Origin of the sequence: Burkholderia sp. BCC1998 (genome assembly GCF_905339875.1) — a bacterium.
In the GTDB taxonomy this organism is placed as follows: Bacteria; Pseudomonadota; Gammaproteobacteria; order Burkholderiales; family Burkholderiaceae; genus Burkholderia.
Genome location: NZ_CAJPHE010000004.1, coordinates 324497 through 341810, shown reverse-complemented (window position 1 = coordinate 341810; position 17314 = coordinate 324497). Strand labels below are relative to the sequence as shown.

The window sequence follows — 17314 nt, the reverse complement described above, 5'->3', positions numbered from 1 at the left end:
ACCATAAAAAAAGCCGCCCCGAAAGGGCGGCTTGCGGTGCACGACTCGGTGCTTACTTCAGTGCGTCGAACGCACGCTCGCGGATTTCGTCCACGCTGCCGAGGCCCGAGATCTTGCGATACTGCGGGGCCTTCAGGCCGTTTTCCTCGCCGCGCTGCGCCCAGTCGCCGTAGTACGTGATCAGCGGCTTGGTCTGCGCTTCGTACACTTCGAGACGCTTCAGGACGGTTTCTTCCTTGTCGTCGTCGCGCTGGATCAGCGGTTCGCCCGTCACGTCGTCCTTGCCCTCGACCTTCGGCGGGTTGAACTTCACGTGGTACGTGCGGCCCGATGCCGGGTGCGTGCGGCGGCCGCTCATGCGCTCGACGATCTCCGAGAACGGGACGTCGATTTCGAGCACGTAGTCGATCGCGACGCCGGCTTCCTTCATCGCGTCAGCCTGCGCGATCGTGCGCGGGAAGCCGTCGAACAGGTAGCCGTTCGCGCAGTCGGCTTCCTTCAGGCGCTCCTTCACGAGGCCGATGATCAGCGCGTCCGGCACGAGCTTGCCGGCGTCCATGTAGCCCTTCGCCTCGACGCCGAGCGGCGAGCCGGCCTTGACGGCCGCGCGCAGCATGTCGCCCGTCGAGATTTGCGGGATGCCGAACTTTTCCTTGATGAAGTTTGCCTGGGTACCCTTGCCCGCGCCGGGCGCACCCAACAGGATCAAACGCATGGTGATATCTCCGGTATGTAGATTCGTGTGGCGAGACGCAAAAGCGTCGGCGACAGCGTGCGCGGGGCTTGCCTTGCGCGCGGCGGACCGGTCTGATGCGGCGCGTCGGCGAAAGGCGACGCGCGGCTGCCGGGACAGGCCGTGGCGGGGTCAAGCTAGGACGCGCGGGTCGCGGACGGCTCGCACAATCGCCTGATTATGCCACGGGTTATTTTGAACCCGGCCGAAAAAGGGCCTGCACGCGCGCGAGATCGGCCGGCGTATCGATGCCGGCTTCGGGCGCATGCTCGGTGATCAGCACCGCGATGCGCTCGCCGTGCCACATCGCGCGCAGCTGTTCGAGCTGCTCGGCCTGCTCGATCGGCGCCTGCGCGAGCGACGGATAGGTGCGCAGGAAACGCGCGCGATAGGCGTAGAGTCCGATGTGGCGATAGACCGGAAAGGCCGGTGCCGGCATGGCCGCGACGTCGGGCCAGTGCGGCTGGTACGCATCGCGGCTCCACGGAATCGGCGCGCGCGAGAAGTACATCGCGACGTTGCGCGCGTCGAGCGCGACCTTCACGATGTTCGGATTGAACACGTCGGCCGCGTCGTGGATCGGGTGCGCGGCGGTCGCGATCGCGCAGTCCGGGTGCGCGGCGAGGTGCGACGCTACGTCGCGGACGAGCGCCGGGTCGATCAGCGGCTCGTCGCCCTGCACGTTGACGACGACGGTGTCGTCGCTCCACCCGAACGTCGCGGCGACTTCCGCGAGCCGGTCGGTGCCGGACGGATGGTCGGCACGCGTCAGCACCGCTTCGAAACCGTGCTCGCGGGCCGCGTCGAGCACGCTCTGCGCGTCGGACGCGACGAGCACCTGCTGCGCGCCCGCTTCGCGCGCGCGCTCGGCGACGCGCACGACCATCGGCTTGCCGCCGAGATCGGCGAGCGGCTTGTTCGGCAGGCGCGTCGACGCGAGCCGGGCAGGAATGACGGCGATGAAGGGCTGCGGATGAGTCATCGGGGCTGAGCGGTGAGAAGAGCGGGGCGGGCGGCGCGTCGAAGGCGGGCCGCCCGGCAGGGCCGGCACGCGGCCGCGAAGAAGCGCGGCCGGGCGCCGGTGCAGCGGTGCGGCGTTTAGCTGCCGGCCGGGCCGGCGGGGTCGACCGGCGTGCCTTCGACGGTCTGGCGTGCTTCGTCGACGAGCATCACGGGGATGCCGTCGCGGATCGGGTAGGCGAGCTTGTCCGCGTTGCAGATCAGCTCCTGCGCGGCGCGGTCATAGTGGAGCGGGCCTTTGCAGATAGGGCACACAAGGATTTCAAGCAGGCGAGCGTCCACGGAGTTTCTCCACAACGAGGGCAATGAGGCGAGGATCGAGCGCGGCTTCGACGGGGACGACCCACAGCCGAGCGTCGCGCCAGGAAGCGCCCAATTTTACTGCATCCTTCTCGGTGATCAGGATCGCATCGACCGCGTCGTCGACGAACGGATTGTCGGCGAACGCGTAATGGTCGGGCAGCGCGCGCGTCGCCGGCGCGAGGCCGGCCGCACGCAGCGTCGCGAAGAAGCGTTCCGGCGCGCCGATGCCGGCCGCGGCGAGCACCCGCTCGTGCGCGAACTGCGACAGCGGGCGGCGCAGCGCCGGCTGGTCGAGGTGCCACGCGGCGCCCGGCGTGAGCGCGAGCGCATAGGTGTCGGGCCACGGCGGCAGCGCGCCGCTGTACGGATCGTTGACGAGCGTTGCGTCGCGGTGGCGCGACAGCGGCTCGCGCAGCGGGCCGGCCGGCAGCAGGAAGCCGTTGCCGCCGAGCCGGTGGTCGAACACGACGAGCTCGACCGTGCGCGCGAGGCGGTAGTGCTGGAGGCCGTCGTCGCTGACGATCACGTCGACGTCCGGGTGCGCGGCGCGCAGCGCCTGCGCGGCAGCGACGCGGTCGGGGCACACCCACACGGGCGCGCCGGTGCGGCGCGCGATCAGCAGCGGTTCGTCGCCGGCCGCGCTCGCGCGCGACGCGGGCGTGACCGCGGTGGGCGCCTTCACGTTCGCGCCGTAGCCGCGCGACACGACGCCCGGCGTGAAGCCGGCCGCGCGCAGCGCGTCGACGAGCGCGATCACGGTCGGCGTCTTGCCGGTGCCGCCGACGGTCACGTTGCCGACCACGACGACGGGCACGCCGACGTCGACCGGTTGCTTCCAGCCCTGCGCGTAGGCCGTGCGGCGCAGCGCCGCGCACAGGCCGAACACGCACGCGAACGGCGTGAGCGCCCACGCGAGGGCGCCGCGTCGCTGCCATTCGCGCGTGAGGCGCGCTTCGAGCCGCGCGAGCAGGCCGCCGGGCGCGCTCATCGGGCCGGGCGCGGCGCGTCGTGCGCCGCGGCGTGGGACGGATTCGTCAAGACGGATTCTCCGTGGGGCGGCGCATGCCGCTAGGGGTTCGGAAGGCGGCACTCTAGCGCGCCGCACGCGGGCGCGGCAAGCGCGGCCGGGCGACGCACCCGATGGGGCCGGAACGAAACGGGCTGTGGATAACTCTGTGAAAAACTCCCGGCCTGTCCGCGTGAAACGCCCGCCGGGCGGACATCGAATCGGCGGCAAATCAAACTGCAAGGTTTAAAAAACTATAAAAATCAATGCGTTGTGAGGAATCGTCTGGGTTTTTCCGCGGTTTTGAAGCGTTTTTGATGGACGATTGCCAGAGTGTGGACACCTTCCAAATGGTGCAGCGCGGGCGGCCGGCGCTGGACGCCGCGCGCGTGTCGGACTATCGTGTCGCCGCCAGCATTCATCCGACCGCCCATGCTTTCCGACTCTCCTTTTTCCGCTCCCGGCGCGACCCGCGGCGGCGACGAAGTGATTCCCGTTTCGGCGCTCAATCGCGCGATTTCGACGATGCTCGAGCGCTCGTTTCCGCTGCTGTGGATTTCGGGCGAAGTGTCGAATTTCACGCGCGCCGCGAGCGGCCACTGGTATTTCTCGATCAAGGACCAGCAGGCGCAGATGCGCTGCGTGATGTTCCGCGGTCGCGCGCAGTACGCGGAATTCACGCCGCGCGAAGGCGACCGGATCGAGGTGCGCGCGGTCGTCACGATGTACGAGCCGCGCGGCGAAGTGCAGCTCAACGTCGAGGCCGTGCGGCGGACCGGCCAGGGGCGCCTGTACGAGGCGTTCCTGCGGCTGAAGGCGCAGCTCGAGGCCGAAGGCCTGTTCGCGCCCGAGCGCAAGCGGCCGCTGCCGGCGCACCCGCGCGCGATCGGCATCGTCACGTCGCTGCAGGCCGCCGCGCTGCGCGACGTGCTGACCACGCTCGCGCGCCGCGCGCCGCACATCCCGGTGATCGTCTATCCGGCGCCCGTGCAGGGTGCGGGCTCGGCCGAGAAGCTCGTCGCGGCCGTGCAGGCGGCGAACGCGCGGCGCGAGGTCGACGTGCTGCTGGTCTGTCGCGGCGGCGGGTCGATCGAGGATCTGTGGTCGTTCAACGACGAAGCGCTCGCGCGTGCGATCGCGGCGAGCGAACTGCCGGTCGTCAGCGGCGTCGGCCACGAAACCGATTTCACGATCGCGGACTTCGCGGCCGACCTGCGCGCGCCGACGCCGACCGGCGCGGCCGAGCTCGCGAGTCCGCAGCGCGCGTTGCTGTTGCGCGAAGTTGCCGACCGGCAGCGCGCGCTTGCGCGCTGCCTGGAACGCGGGCTCGAGCAGCGTGCGCAGCAGCTCGACTGGCTCGCGCGCCGGCTCGTCAGCCCGGCCGAGCGGCTGCAGCGGCAGCGTACCCACGTCGAGCAACTGGCGGTGCGGCTCGCCTCGGCCGCGTCGCGGCCGGTGCGCGACGCGCGTGCGCGTTTCGCGCTCGCGCAATTGCGCTGGCAGCGCGCGCGGCCCGACCCGGCGCAGGCGCGTCAGGCACTCGCCGGGCTGTCGCAACGTCTCGCGGTGGCGCTGCAGCGCCGTCACGAGCGCGATACCGCGCGCGTGTCGGCCTGCGCGGCGCGGCTCGAGGTGCTGAGCCCGCAGCGCACGCTCGAGCGCGGCTACGCGGCGCTGATCGACACGCAGACCGGCCGCGCGGTGCGCGCGCCGAACGCGCTGAAACCGCAGCGCCGCCTGACCGTGCATCTCGCCGAAGGCTCGGCCGACGTATCGCTCGCCGACGTGCAGCCCCGGCTGACCGATACGATCTGACGACGGCGGCGTAAGCGGAACGAAGGTCGCGCGTCCGGCGCTCCGGATGGTCCGGCGCCCGGCGCGGGAACGGATGCTGCGCATCCGTCTTCTCGTCCTGCCGGATGAAGCGGGAACGCCGATTTTCTGCATACCGCGGATAAATGCCCGTGAGTTTGCGGGGATATTCGGACTCGCCTACAATCGGACGCTCGGCAGCATTCAACACAGCCTCCCTACATACTCAACGAAGGAATCGCCATGGCTCATACGCTCCCGCCGCTCCCGTACGCTGAAGACGCACTCGCGCCGACCATCTCGAAAGAGACGATCGAGTACCACTACGGCAAGCATCATCAGGCTTATGTGACGAACCTGAACAATCTGATCCCGGGCACGGAATTCGAAAACCTGTCGCTGGAAGAGATCGTGAAGAAGTCGTCGGGCGGCATCTTCAACAACGCCGCGCAAATCTGGAACCACACGTTCTTCTGGAACAGCCTGTCGCCGAACGGCGGCGGCGCACCGTCGGGCGCGCTGGGCGACGCGATCAACGCGAAGTGGGGTTCGTACGACGCGTTCAAGGAAGCGTTCTCGAAGGCCGCGGTCGGCACGTTCGGTTCGGGCTGGGCATGGCTCGTGAAGAAGGCCGACGGTTCGCTCGACATCGTGTCGACGAGCAACGCCGCCACGCCGCTGACGACGGCCGACAAGCCGCTGCTGACGATCGACGTGTGGGAACACGCGTATTACATCGACTACCGCAACGCACGTCCGAAGTTCGTCGAAGCGTTCTGGAACATCGTGAACTGGGACTTCGCAGCGAAGAACTTCGCGTAAGTCCATGCGTACTGCGCGCCGTTGCGGCGCGCGGCACCCGAAGAAAAGCCCTCGTCACGAGGGCTTTTTTGTTTTTGTCGGGCGGGAATCGATGCGTGGCATTTGCCGGATCACGCGAGCGTCGTCGCCAACCAGCCGAGCGCCGCGCTCGCGATCACGACGGCCCACGGCGGCACCCGCCAGAACACGAGTGCGACGAACGCGACGAGCGCCGCCGCGAAGTCGCGCGGCGACACGATCGTCTCGCTCCACACCGGGTGATACAGCGCGGCGAGCAGCAGCCCGACCACCGCCGCGTTTACGCCCGCGAGCGCGGCCTGCATGCGCGTGCTGCGGCGCAGGCGTTCCCAGAACGGCGCGGTGCCCGCGACGAGCAGGAACGACGGCGCGAAGATCGACACGAGCGCGATCGTCCCGCCGAGCCAGCCGTTCGGCGCGTCGCGCAGCGACGCACCGAGAAACGCCGAGAACGTGAAGAGCGGCCCCGGCACGGCCTGCGCGACACCGTAGCCGGCGAGGAACGCCGCATCGCCGACCCAGCCCGGCGCGACGACGGCCGCCTGCAGCAGCGGCAGCACGACGTGCCCGCCGCCGAACACCAGCGCGCCGGTGCGAAAGAATGCGTCGGCCACCGCGAGGGTATGCGAATGCAGCGCGCCCGCCGCGAACGGCAACGCGACGAGCAATGCGGCGAACAGCACGAGCCACAGCACACCCGCGCGATGCGACACGTGCAGCGGCAGCGGATCGTGCGCGCCGCGCTCGGGCTGCGGCAACAGTACCAAGCCGGCCGCGCCGGCCGCGACGATCACGGCCACCTGCAGCCATGCGGCCGGCACGAGCAGCGCGAGGCAGGCCGCGACCGCCATCAGCGTGGCGCGGCGCGCATCCGGGCACAGCGTGCGCGCCATGCCCCACACCGCCTGCGCGATCACCGCGACCGACACGATCCGCAACCCGTGCAGCGCGCCGGCCGCGACCGGCATGCCCGCTGCGTGCATGCCGAGTGCGAACAGCATCATCAGCAGCGCCGACGGCAGCGTGAAGCCGAGCCATGCGGCGAACATTCCCGCATAACCCGCGCGCGACAGGCCGATCGCCATCCCGACCTGGCTGCTCGCCGGCCCCGGCAGGAACTGGCACAGGCCGACGAGATCGGCATACGCGCGTTCGGTCAGCCAGCCGCGCCGCGTGACGAACGCGTCGCGGAAGTAGCCGAGATGCGCGACGGGCCCGCCGAACGACGTGAGGCCGAGCCGCAGGAACGCGACGAAGACAGGCCACGCGTGGCGGGAAGGGGCGGTAAGGGTGGACGTGTTCAAGCGCGTATGCGGGGAGAAGGACGAACGAGCCGCCACGATAGCGCGAAGCGATGACGGCGGGAATGCGGCGTTGCGGCGATCGCTCGATGGCGTCACGACGGGCGCGTCAGGACGGAGGCGGCGCGTCGTCAGTGCGTGCCGTCAGTGAGTGCCGTCAGGCAGCCCGCTCGCCCGGCGCAGCGCATCGACGTCGACGAGTTCGATCTCGCCGACATGCAGCCGCACGACGCCGTCGGCCTGCAGCGCCTTCAGCAGCTGGTTGGTGGTCTGCCGTGTGAGCGACAGCATCGCCGCGAGCTTTTCCTGCGACAGCCGGATGCGCGTGCGGCCGGCGCTGATCCCGCCGTAGCCGTCGGCGATCATCAGCAGCCGTGCGGCAAGCCGCTGCGCGGCCGGCATCACGCTCATCGATTCGACGGTCAGGAAGCTCAGCCGGAGCTTTTGCGCCATCAGCAGCGCGAACTGCCGCCAGTATTGCGGCGTCGTGTCGAGAATCGCGAGCAGCGCGCGCTGCGGGACGTGCAGCAGCAGCGTGTCGTCGAGTGCGATCGCGTCGTGCGTGCGCGGCTGGCCGTCGAACAGCGCGATCTCGCCGAACCACGTGACGGGTTCGGCGACCGTCAGCAGCGCTTCCTTGCCCTGCGGATCGACCGCGCCTATGGTGAGGGCGCCGGCCAGCACCGCATACAGCCCGCATGGCGGGTCGCCGCGGCGGAACAGCGCGTGGCCGGCCGGCAGGTGCCGCAACGCGGCGCGGGCGAGCAGGTCGTCGCGCAACGCCGGCGGCAGCGCGGCGAACCACGGGTGCGCTTCGATCTGCGGCAGGTACGGGGCGAGCGGCGAGGGCATGGGCACGCGATGTCGGGTAGCTGACAGAGGTTCCTGGGCGTGACGCGCATCATAGCGCCCAATGATCGTTCAGGAGACACCATGAAGACGCTCGAAGACCACCTTTCCCAGTATGCGGCCTACCATCGCGACGCGCGCAACATCGCGACGCATCTGGTCGGCATTCCGATGATCGTGTTCGCGGTCGAGGTGCTGCTGTCGCGGCCGGCGCTCGGCGCGCTGGCCGGTGTCGCGCTGTCGCCGGCGCTGCTGCTCGCGGTGGCGTTCGCGGTGTTCTACCTGCGCCTCGACCTGCGCTTCGGGGCGGTCATGACCGCGCTGTTCGCCCTCGGCCTGTGGGCCGCGCAGACGCTCGCGCGGCTGCCGACCGCGCAATGGCTCGGGATCGGCACCGGCGCGTTCGTGGTCGGCTGGATCGTGCAGTTCGTCGGGCACTGGTTCGAGGGGCGCAAGCCCGCGTTCGTCGACGACCTGGTCGGGCTGATGGTCGGGCCGCTGTTCGTCGTCGCCGAAGTCGCGTTTTTCGCGGGCCTGCGCGGCGACGTGCGCCGCGAGGTCGAGCGGCGCGCGGGGCCCGTGCACGGCGGCGCGCATTCGCATGTCTGACGCGTCGGCCGCGCCGGCCTGCGGGTTCGGCGCGGACGCGGTCGGCTGCGCCCTCGGCGGCCGGTTCGCGGCGGCATCGCGGCCGGCCCTGGCGCGGCGATGCGCCGTGGGCCGAACTGACCGCGCCGGCGACCTGCGAGCGGCGCGGGGCCGCGCGTCGCCCGCCATCCCACGCGCGACGCGCAACGGCTAAGATGCGGGGTGCGTCGCACGACAGGACGCGTACGCGGAGCAATCGCCATGGTGGATCGCCCGACTCTCGATGCCTACGAAGCCCATGCCGCGCAATACGCGCAGGACTGGCTCGACCAGGCCGCCCCCGACGACATGTATGCGCTGCTCGAGCAATATTTCTCGCCCGGGCCGACGGCCGACGTCGGCTGCGGTGCGGGACGCGACACCGCGTGGCTCGCTTCGCGCGGATTCGACGTGCGCGGCTACGACGCGAGCGCCGCGCTGCTCGCCGAGGCGCGCTTGCGCCATCCGTCGCTGAGCTTCGAGCTGGCTGCGCTGCCGGCGCTCGCCGGCGTGCCGGCCGGCGCGTTTCGGAACGTGTTGTGCGAGACGGTCGTCATGCACCTCGAACAGGCGGATGCTGCAGCGGCGGCGGCGCGGCTGGCCGCGCTGCTGATGCCAGGCGGCACGCTGTACCTGAGCTGGCGGGTGGCCGGCAACGGCGCGCTGCGCGACGAGCGCGGCCGCTTGTATACGCCGCTCGATTCGGCGCGCATGCATGCGGCGCTCGGCGCCGGCATGCACGTGATCGACGAGCACGAGGTGGTCAGCGCGTCGTCCGGCAAGCGCGTGCACCGGCTGATCGCGCGCCGCGCCAACGCCCTCGACGGCGCCGCGTGAGCGCGGCCGCGCGAACTCATTCGCGGCTGAGTGCGGCTTCCCAGTTGATGTCGACGCACAGCACCTGCATGCCGGTCGCGGCCGGCGCGGCGATCGATGCGGTCACGCACAGGTGCGCTTCGTTGATCGACAGGTACGGCGGCGTCAGATGCACGCGGCCGGGCGCGCGCATCGCGTGGATGAAGTAGGGGCGGCGCTCCCAGCTCGCGCCTTCCGAATGCAGCAGCGGCCGGAAGCGCTTCGCCCGCTGCGAGACGCTGCCGCGCGCGAGCACGTTGTCGCCGATCTGGCGGCCCGATGCATCGAGCAGGAAGCAGCGCGCGGTTTCCGGCAACCCGAGCACGGCGCCGGCCGCGTCGATCAGCGATTCGCCCGCGACGAGCTTCCGGCTCGCTTCCTCCAGCGCGGCGACATACGGCGCGAGGCGTTCGGCCTGCGTGCGCTCGCGTTGCGCGACGCGCAGCCGCAACGCGGCCGACAGCGTATCCATGCACCCTGCGGCGGCCTGCGGTTGCACGGGGTCGACGCTCGGCCCCGCGAAGTACTGTCCCTGCACGAAATCGACGTCGCATTCGAGCGCGATCATCGCGTCGCGCTCGGTCGAGAGCCCGCCCATCAGCACGAGCTGGCCGGATTCGTGCAGCAGCGACACGAGCCCGGGCAGTACGCGCTCGAGATGCGAGTGTTCGCTCGCCTGCGCGAGGATCCCGCGGTCGAGCGTGACGATGTCGGGGTGCAGGTGCCACACGCGGTCGATGTTCGAATGTTTCGCGCCGAAGCCGCCGAGCGCGATCAGGAAGCCGGCCTTGCGCAGCCCGTCGACGATCGCCGCATAGCGCGGCGTCTCGCCGCCCGCCTGCTCGGGCACCTCGAGCACCACGCGATGCGGCGGCAGGCCGAGCGCCTTCAGGTTCGCGAGCAGCGCGTCGCCGTAGACGGTGTCCATCAGCGCCGCCGGGTGCAGGCTCAGGAAGAGCCATTCGTCGTGACTGTCGAACGCGTGGAAGTTGCCGAGATGCAGCGATTCGGCGAGCCGGCCGAGCTCGAGCAGGTCGCCGCGCCGCGCCGCCTGCGTGAACACCTCGTGCGACGCGACCTGGCGGCTGTCCTCGTCGTGCGCGCGCAGCGACGCGTGATAGCCGATCGCGCGGCGGTGCGACACCGAGAAAACGGGCTGGAACACGCTGAACACGGTGTATGCGCCGTACAGCACGGTGCGCCGCTTCCCGTCGTCGCCGGCGACGGGGCGGGGCGGCTGGAAGCCGGGTGGATCGATGTCGATCATGCTCATGATGTCGGCCGAAGGAAGACTGCCAGTTTACCTACAGAATAGGCGAGCAAGAAGCATGCACGGCATCGTGCCCCGTGCGGCGGGACGTCGCGGCCGGCAGGGCGCGCGCGGTGCAGCCGTGCTGCACCGACATGGTGCGCGGCGCGCCGCCGTGGCGATTGCGGCGGCGCGCGCCGTGCGTCACGCGCGTTCGGACGGATCGGTCTTGTGCTGCGTGCCGCCGCGGATGTCGGGCGCGAGTTGCGCGAAGATCCACGCGGACGCGGCCGTGATGATCCCGACACAGATGAAGGTCGCATGGAACGCGGGCAGCGTGTTGCTCGGCGTCACCGTGCGCAGCATCCCGGTGAAGGTGGCCAGCAGCGCGCCCGCGACCGTGACGCCGAGGCTCATCGACAGCATCTGCACGAGCGAGAACAGGCTGTTGCCGCTGCTCGCGCCGCCGGTGCCGAGATCCTTCAGCGTCAGCGTGTTCATCGCGGTGAACTGCATCGAGTTGAAGCCGCCGAACAGCGCGAGATGGACGACCTTCACCCACACCGGCACCGTGTCGCGCATCAGCGCGAAGCTCGCCATCATCACCCCGACCATGATCGTGTTCGCGAGCAGCACCTTGCGGTAGCCGTGCTGCGTGATCAGGCGCGTGATGATCCGTTTCGAGAACATCCCGGCCGCCGCGACCGGCAGCATCATCAGCCCGGCCTCGAATGCCGAATAGCCCAGGCTCACCTGCAGCAGCAGCGGGATCAGGTACGGCATCGCGCCGCTGCCGATCCGCGCGAACAGGTTGCCGAGCAGGCCGACGCTGAACGTATGGATCTTGAACAGCTCGAGCGAGAAGATCGGCTGCGGCGCGCGCACCGCGTACAGCCCGTACGCGACGAAGCACGCGAGGCTCAGGATCAGCAGCACGAGCACGGCCGCGTGCTGCATCCCGAGATCGGCGAGCCCGTCGAGCGACAGCGAGATCGCGACCATCCCGATCGTCAGCAGCAGATAGCCCTTCAGGTCGAAGCGGCCGACGGCCGGGTTGCGCGCGTCGGGCATCGAGTAGAAGGTCGCGACGCAGCCGGCGACGCCCACCGGCACGTTGATCAGGAAGATCCAGTGCCACGACGCGATCTTCACGAGCCAGCCGCCGAGCGTCGGCCCGATCAGCGGCCCGATCAGCCCGGGAACCGCGACGAACGACAGTGCTGGCAGGTAGCGTTCGGCCGGGAAGGTGCGCAGCACGGCCAGCCGACCGACCGGCAGCAGCATCGCGCCGCCCACCCCCTGCACGACGCGGAACACGACGAGCTGCGACAGCGTATGCGCGTTCGCGCACAGCAGCGAACCGAGCGAGAACACCAGGATCGCGCTGAAGAACACGCGCCGCGTGCCGAACGTGTCCGCGAGCCAGCCCGAGACGGGAATCATCACCGCCATCGTCAGCGAGTAGGCGATCACGACCGACTGCATCCGCAGCGGCGATTCGCCGAGACTCACTGCCATCGACGGCAGCGCCGTGTTGACGATCGTCGCATCGAGCGTCTGCATGAAGAAGCCCGTCGCAACGAGCCAGAGCATTATGGTGAGGTTCTTTTCGCCGGGAGCGGCGGCGGGCGGGCGTTGGAACATGGGGACGGACCGGTGGCGCGGGACAGCCGCCATTGTAGGCAAAGCCGCCGTGCCACGCAGGATCGGTCCGGACGCCTGTCCGGCGGCGGACCGGTACAGTTCAGTCGAAAGTGTCTGCAGGCGTATCTGTCCGTGTTTCGCCACTGTCCGAAATACTGGCGTCATCGAACCCACACGACCCGGAGGCGGCCATGCGCGAACTGCGACTCTACGAGATGGACGGCAACGAACCGGCCGGGCGGTGGCGGATCGTCGATCGCACCGCGTTGCAGGTCGCGGACGGCGGTCTGTGGCTGACGATCGAGGGCCGGCCCGACGATCACTGGTTGCATGCCGGTGAGACGCTCGCGCTGCTGCCCGGCATGCGCGTTTGGATCAGCGCGGCGGCGGGCGGCGCGGTGTTCGCGTTCGGCCCGCAGGCGGCGCCGGCCGTGCAGGCTGCGCCGAGCGCATGGCGGCGGTTCGCCGCATGGCGCGGCGGCCGCGCTCAGGCCGCCGCGTCGCTGCCGACGTAGCGCGCGCGGGGCCGGATGAGCTTGCCGCTAGCGTACTGTTCGAGCGCGTGCGCGATCCAGCCGGCGGTGCGGCCGGCCGCGAACAGCGTGAACGCGGCGCCGTCGGGCAGCGCAAGCGTGCGCTCCAGCACCGCGAGCGCGAAATCGATCGACGGCCGCAGGCCGGTCGCCGCCTCGACGCGCGCGGCGAGCGCGCGGGCCATGCGCAGCGGTGCCCGGGCGGGCAGCGTCGCGTGCAGTGCGTCGAGCAACGCGCGTGCGCGCGGATCGCCGTCGGGATAGAGCGGATGCGCGAAACCGGACAGCGCCGTGCGTGCGCCGTCCGCGCGTTCGTCGTGTGCGACGCGCAGCGCGAGGTAGCGGTCGAGGTCGGCGGCCCGCGCGGCTTCGTCGAGCAGGGCGCCCGCGCGGAACGTCTCGCCGCCGTGGCGCGGGCCCGACAGCGCCGCGAGCCCCCCCGCGATCGCACCGAACAGGTGGGTGCCGGTCGACGCGATGCAGCGCACCGCAAAGGTCGACGGGTTCAGTTCGTGATCGGCGCACAGCACGAGTGCGCGGCGCAGCAGGTCGGCTTCGTCGCGCCGCCGGATCCGCCACGCGGCGGCGAGCTGTCGATGCACGGGCGCGTCGCGCGGCGCGATGCCGGCGAGCGCGGCCGTCGTCACGCGCAGCAGCAGCGTGGCCGCGTCGAACTGCGCGTCGCGCCCCTGCGCCCACAGGCGCGGCAGCGAGGCGGCCGCTGCGGGGAGCAGCACCAGCGTGCGCTCGAGCGGCGCGAGATGGGCCCAGCGGCGGGCCCAGTCTTCCCACTGCGCGGTGTCGAAACCGGTCGACGCAAGCGTTGCCGCAGCGAGCCGCGCGGGCGGACAATCCCACAGGCGGGCCGCCGTTTCCTCGAGCGTCGCGTCGTTCGCGAGCGCGATCGCATCGGCGCCGCGATAGTGCAGGCGCCCGTCGGCGATCTGCGTGATCCGCGATTCGAGCACGGGCACGCCCCAGTCGAGCGAGCGTTCGGCGACGCCGCCCGCGCGTTTTGCATCGGCGCGGCGGCGCGCGAGCAGGCGCACCTCGTCCGCGTCGTAGCGGCGGCGCTTGCTCGCGCCGTCGGGCAGCGAGCGCAGCAGGCCGCGGCTCACATACGCGTACAGGGTGCTCACGCTGACACCGAGGATGCCGGCGGCTTCCGGCGCGCTGAGGGACGTCATGCCGATCGCTCCTGTCGGGGCGCATGAAGCGCGGCCCGGCTACAACTATTCGTTATGCATTGATTCGCGCAATCAAGATTGATCGCGCCTGTCGCGAATTCTAGACTCGAATGCATCTCCTCCACGGCGCGCTTCCACCATGACCCCCGAACTCGCATTGACCCACTTGTGGCAACTGGCGCACGGCGAACCGCGCGCACTGGCCCGCGCGGCCGTGGCGGGGCAGGACCCGACGCTGCCGTCGTCGTTCCACGTCGGCACGCTCGCCGCGGCGACGATCGCGGCAGCCGGGCTCGCGGCGGCCGAATGCCACCGGCTGCGCACGGGCGTCGCGCAGCGCGTCGACGTGTCGATGCGCGACGCGCTCGTCGCGTTTCGCAGCGAACGCTACCTGCGCGTGGACGACGGCCTGCCGCCCGAGCCGCGCCATCCGGTGACGGGCTTCTACGAAACGCGCGACGGGCGCTGGATCCAGCTGCATGCGAACTTTCCGCATCACCTGCACGGGATTCTCGACGTGCTCGGCAGCGGCCCGCAGCGCGATGACGTGGCCGCGGCGATCCGCACGTGGGACGGCGCGGCACTCGATACCGCGCTCGCCGAGGCCGGCCTGTGCGCGGCATTGATCAGAACTCCTGACGAATGGGCGGCGCACGACCAGGCACGGGCACTCGCGTCGCTGCCGCTGTTCGAGATCGAGCGGATCGGTGACGCGCCCGTCGAGGCGATCGGCCGCGGCGCGCCCGACCATCCGCTCGCGGGCGTGCGCGTGCTCGATCTCACGCGCATCATCGCGGGGCCGGTCGCGGGCCGCACGCTGGCATCGCACGGGGCACAGACGCTGCTCGTCAACGGCCCGCACCTGCCGAACATCGCGTCGCTCGTGATCGACAACGGGCGCGGCAAGCGCTCGACGTGGATCGACCTGCGCGAGGCGGGCGGTGTCGCCGCGTTGCGCGCGCTCGCACGCGACGCCGACGTATTCCTGCAGGCCTATCGCCCCGGCGCGCTCGCGGCGCGCGGGTTTTCGCCGCAGGCGCTGGCGGAGCTGCGGCCCGGCATCGTCTGCGTGTCGGTGTCCGCATACGGGCACGCAGGGCCGTGGTCGATGCGGCGTGGCTTCGACAGTCTCGTGCAGTCGGCGAGCGGTATCGCGTGGCACGAGCAGCACGCCGCGCAAGCGGACGGCCCGCGCCATCTGCCATGCCAGGCGCTCGATCATGCGACGGGTTATCTCGCGGCGTTCGGCGCGATGATCGCGCTCGCGCGCCGTGCGACGGAAGGGGGGAGCTGGCACGTGCGGCTCTCGCTCGCGCAGACGGGGCGCTGGCTGCAATCGTTCGGCACGGTGCCGGACGGCCTGCGGGCGCCGGATTTCACGTTCGACGACGTGCGCGACCGGATCGACCGGAGCGCGTCGCCGTTCGGCACGATCGATGCCGTGCGTCCGGCCGAACGCCTGTCTGCGACACCGCCGCGCTTCACGCGGCCGCCCGTGCCGCTCGGCACGGACGGAGCATGCTGGCTGTGAGCGCCGGCGGCGCCGTACGCCGTGAGTATTGCCGGCGTTACTTGCGCAGTTCGACGACGAAGTCGTAGTAGTCGTTGCGGCAGTAGGTATCGGTGAGTTCGATCGCGCGCTGGTCGGCCGTATAACCGATCCGCGTGATCAGCAGCAGCGCGTCGTGCGGCGCGATGCCCATCTGTTGCGCGATCTCGTCGGTCGCGTTGACCGCGCGGAAATGCTGCAGTGCGCGCACGATCGGCGTGCCGCGCGCTTCGAGATAGCTGTACAGCGAACCGCCGATCGCCTGCGGATCGGGAATCAGCGTGGCGGGGAACGTCGAATTCTCGACGGCCATCACGATGCCGTCGGCGAGGCGCAGGCGTTTCAGCCGTGTAACGGAGGCGGCCGGCGACAGGCCGAGCTGGATCACTTCGTCGCGATTCGCGGGCTGGATTTCGCGCTCGAGCCATTGCGAACTCGGCTTGAAGCCGCGGCGCTCGAGCATCTCGCTGAAGCTCGACAGCCGCGACAGCGGATCCTCGTAGCGCGGCCGGATGAAGTTGCCGGCGCCTTGCGTGCGGCGGATCAGGCCCTGCTCGACGAGCAGCGCGATCGCCTTGCGCGCGGTAATGCGCGACACGCCGAGCGCTTCGGACAGCACGCGTTCGGACGGCAGCGCCTCGCCGGCCGCCCAGCGATTGTCGTGGATCGCGTCGCCGAGCTTGCGGGCGAGCTGCAGGTAGAGCGGCGTGTCGTTGTCGGGGTCGGGGCGCAGGTCCTGCCAGCGGTCGTCCGTGGGTGCCTTCATGGAATGGGTATCGATCAGGGTGCCGGCCATTCTAAGTCATCATGCGGCGCCGTTATAGCCGGTTTTTGCCGTGTAACAGGTGGACGCCGCACCGATTGACTACACTGATGCGTCGTATTTGATGCTTCGGCCGCGGGTGCGCGGCCACGAATCCGCAGCGAGGAGCGCATGACAGACACGATCGCCACGGTCGTCCTGCCGGACGGCGAGACGATTCCGAAACTCGGCCTGGGCACCTGGGAAATGGGCGAGCGGCCCGCGCGCCGGGCGGACGAGATCGCCGCATTGCGCGACGGGATCGATCTCGGGATGACGCTGGTCGATACCGCCGAGATGTACGGCGACGGTGCGACCGAGGCACTCGTCGGCGAGGCGCTCGCCGGCCTGCGCGACGACGTGTTCCTGGTCAGCAAGGTGTATCCGCATCATGCGAGCCGGCGCGGCGTCGTCGCCGCGTGCGACGCGAGCCTCAAGCGTCTGCGTACCGATCGTCTCGACTTGTACCTGCTGCACTGGCGTGGTTCGGTGCCGCTCGAGGAGACGGTCGAGGGGTTCGAGGCGCTGCGACGCGCGGGCAAGATCCGCCACTGGGGCGTCAGCAACTTCGATACGGCCGACATGGCCGAGCTCGTCGACGAGGCGGGCGGGGGCGCGTGCGCGACCAACCAGATTCTCTACAACATCGCGCGGCGCGGCCCGGAATTCGACCTGCTGCCGTGGCTCGCCGATCACCGGATGCCGGCGATGGCCTACAGCCCGGTCGATCACGGACGGCTGCCGAAGCGTTCTCCGCTCGATGAAATCGCGCGGCAGCGCGGTGTGTCGGTCACGCGCGTCGCACTCGCCTGGGTGCTTGCGCAGCCGGGTGTGTTCGCAATTCCGAAGACGTCGCGGATCGAGCACGTGCGCGACAATCGCGCCGCGCTCGATCTCGTGTTGAGCGATGACGAGCGCGCGCAACTCGACGGGTACTTCCGTCCGCCGCGCAGCAAGCGCGCGCTCGAAATGCTCTGACCGCGTCGGGGGCAGGCGACGCGTCG

General features: G+C 70.4%; 17 protein-coding genes. 7 read left to right on the top strand and 10 right to left on the bottom strand.

Features of this window, described 5'->3' with window-relative positions; all coding sequences use genetic code 11:
* Positions 1-52 precede the first annotated feature (52 nt).
* The 4 genes from adk to lpxK form a co-directional block, all read right to left on the bottom strand.
* Entirely contained in the window at positions 53-715 is a 663-nt protein-coding gene (adk, locus tag U5A56_RS10170) for an adenylate kinase (RefSeq protein WP_044848575.1), read from the bottom strand.
* A 208-nt stretch (positions 716-923) separates the two neighbouring features.
* On the bottom strand, positions 924-1715 hold the full coding sequence (kdsB, locus tag U5A56_RS10165) for a 3-deoxy-manno-octulosonate cytidylyltransferase (protein ID WP_044848576.1): 792 nt from the start codon (positions 1713-1715) through the stop codon (positions 924-926).
* Positions 1716-1831: 116 nt separating this feature from the next.
* The gene (locus tag U5A56_RS10160) at positions 1832-2035 is read right to left on the bottom strand and encodes a Trm112 family protein (protein ID WP_006750935.1); all 204 of its coding nucleotides are present in this window, start codon (positions 2033-2035) and stop codon (positions 1832-1834) included.
* Entirely contained in the window at positions 2016-3044 is a 1029-nt protein-coding gene (gene lpxK / locus U5A56_RS10155) for a tetraacyldisaccharide 4'-kinase (RefSeq protein WP_321922095.1), read from the bottom strand. The genes U5A56_RS10160 and lpxK overlap by 20 nt, the downstream gene beginning before the upstream one ends.
* A gap of 450 nt (positions 3045-3494) precedes the next feature.
* Here lpxK and xseA point away from each other — a divergent pair, with 450 nt between their 5' ends.
* The gene (gene xseA / locus U5A56_RS10150) at positions 3495-4877 is read left to right on the top strand and encodes an exodeoxyribonuclease VII large subunit (RefSeq protein ID WP_124522998.1); all 1383 of its coding nucleotides are present in this window, start codon (positions 3495-3497) and stop codon (positions 4875-4877) included.
* A gap of 240 nt (positions 4878-5117) precedes the next feature.
* A complete protein-coding gene (sodB, locus tag U5A56_RS10145) occupies positions 5118-5696 on the top strand; it encodes a superoxide dismutase [Fe] (RefSeq protein WP_124486975.1) in 579 nt (192 codons plus the stop codon).
* 110 nt (positions 5697-5806) lie between these two features.
* Here sodB and chrA read toward each other — a convergent pair whose 3' ends face one another.
* Positions 5807-7018 (bottom strand): chromate efflux transporter, encoded by a 1212-nt coding sequence (gene chrA, locus U5A56_RS10140; RefSeq protein ID WP_321922092.1) that lies wholly within the window; start codon positions 7016-7018, stop codon positions 5807-5809.
* A 141-nt stretch (positions 7019-7159) separates the two neighbouring features.
* On the bottom strand, positions 7160-7867 hold the full coding sequence (locus tag U5A56_RS10135; protein ID WP_124486977.1) for a Crp/Fnr family transcriptional regulator: 708 nt from the start codon (positions 7865-7867) through the stop codon (positions 7160-7162).
* Between the two features lie 81 nt (positions 7868-7948).
* On the opposite strand from U5A56_RS10135, the gene U5A56_RS10130 reads away from it, so the two are divergent.
* On the top strand, positions 7949-8473 hold the full coding sequence (locus tag U5A56_RS10130; RefSeq protein ID WP_321922090.1) for a DUF962 domain-containing protein: 525 nt from the start codon (positions 7949-7951) through the stop codon (positions 8471-8473).
* A 240-nt stretch (positions 8474-8713) separates the two neighbouring features.
* On the top strand, positions 8714-9328 hold the full coding sequence (locus U5A56_RS10125) for a class I SAM-dependent methyltransferase (RefSeq protein WP_321922088.1): 615 nt from the start codon (positions 8714-8716) through the stop codon (positions 9326-9328).
* Positions 9329-9344: 16 nt separating this feature from the next.
* Here the strand turns inward: U5A56_RS10125 and U5A56_RS10120 are convergent, their stop codons facing one another.
* Both U5A56_RS10120 and mdtD read right to left on the bottom strand, forming a co-directional pair.
* Complete coding sequence (locus tag U5A56_RS10120; RefSeq protein WP_044845572.1) at positions 9345-10619, bottom strand: EAL domain-containing protein; 1275 nt, start codon at positions 10617-10619, stop codon at positions 9345-9347.
* A 180-nt stretch (positions 10620-10799) separates the two neighbouring features.
* Complete coding sequence (gene mdtD, locus U5A56_RS10115; protein ID WP_044845573.1) at positions 10800-12239, bottom strand: multidrug transporter subunit MdtD; 1440 nt, start codon at positions 12237-12239, stop codon at positions 10800-10802.
* Positions 12240-12430: 191 nt separating this feature from the next.
* Between mdtD and U5A56_RS10110 the strand changes: the two genes are divergently transcribed.
* Positions 12431-12754: a DUF2917 domain-containing protein gene (locus tag U5A56_RS10110; RefSeq protein ID WP_321922086.1), complete on the top strand. Its 324-nt coding sequence runs from the start codon at positions 12431-12433 to the stop codon at positions 12752-12754.
* Here the strand turns inward: U5A56_RS10110 and U5A56_RS10105 are convergent.
* On the bottom strand, positions 12727-13959 hold the full coding sequence (locus U5A56_RS10105; RefSeq protein WP_321922084.1) for a citrate/2-methylcitrate synthase: 1233 nt from the start codon (positions 13957-13959) through the stop codon (positions 12727-12729). The genes U5A56_RS10110 and U5A56_RS10105 overlap by 28 nt on opposite strands.
* A gap of 139 nt (positions 13960-14098) precedes the next feature.
* Between U5A56_RS10105 and U5A56_RS10100 the strand changes: the two genes are divergently transcribed.
* Positions 14099-15490 carry a CoA transferase gene (locus tag U5A56_RS10100; protein ID WP_321922082.1) on the top strand — a complete coding sequence of 464 codons (1392 nt, stop codon included), beginning with the start codon at positions 14099-14101 and terminating at the stop codon, positions 15488-15490.
* A gap of 37 nt (positions 15491-15527) precedes the next feature.
* Here the strand turns inward: U5A56_RS10100 and U5A56_RS10095 are convergent, their stop codons facing one another.
* Complete coding sequence (locus U5A56_RS10095; RefSeq protein WP_044845577.1) at positions 15528-16274, bottom strand: GntR family transcriptional regulator; 747 nt, start codon at positions 16272-16274, stop codon at positions 15528-15530.
* A 168-nt stretch (positions 16275-16442) separates the two neighbouring features.
* Here U5A56_RS10095 and U5A56_RS10090 point away from each other — a divergent pair, with 168 nt between their 5' ends.
* Positions 16443-17288, top strand: coding sequence for an aldo/keto reductase (locus tag U5A56_RS10090; RefSeq protein ID WP_321922079.1), 846 nt, complete (start codon positions 16443-16445; stop codon positions 17286-17288).
* Positions 17289-17314 lie beyond the last annotated feature (26 nt).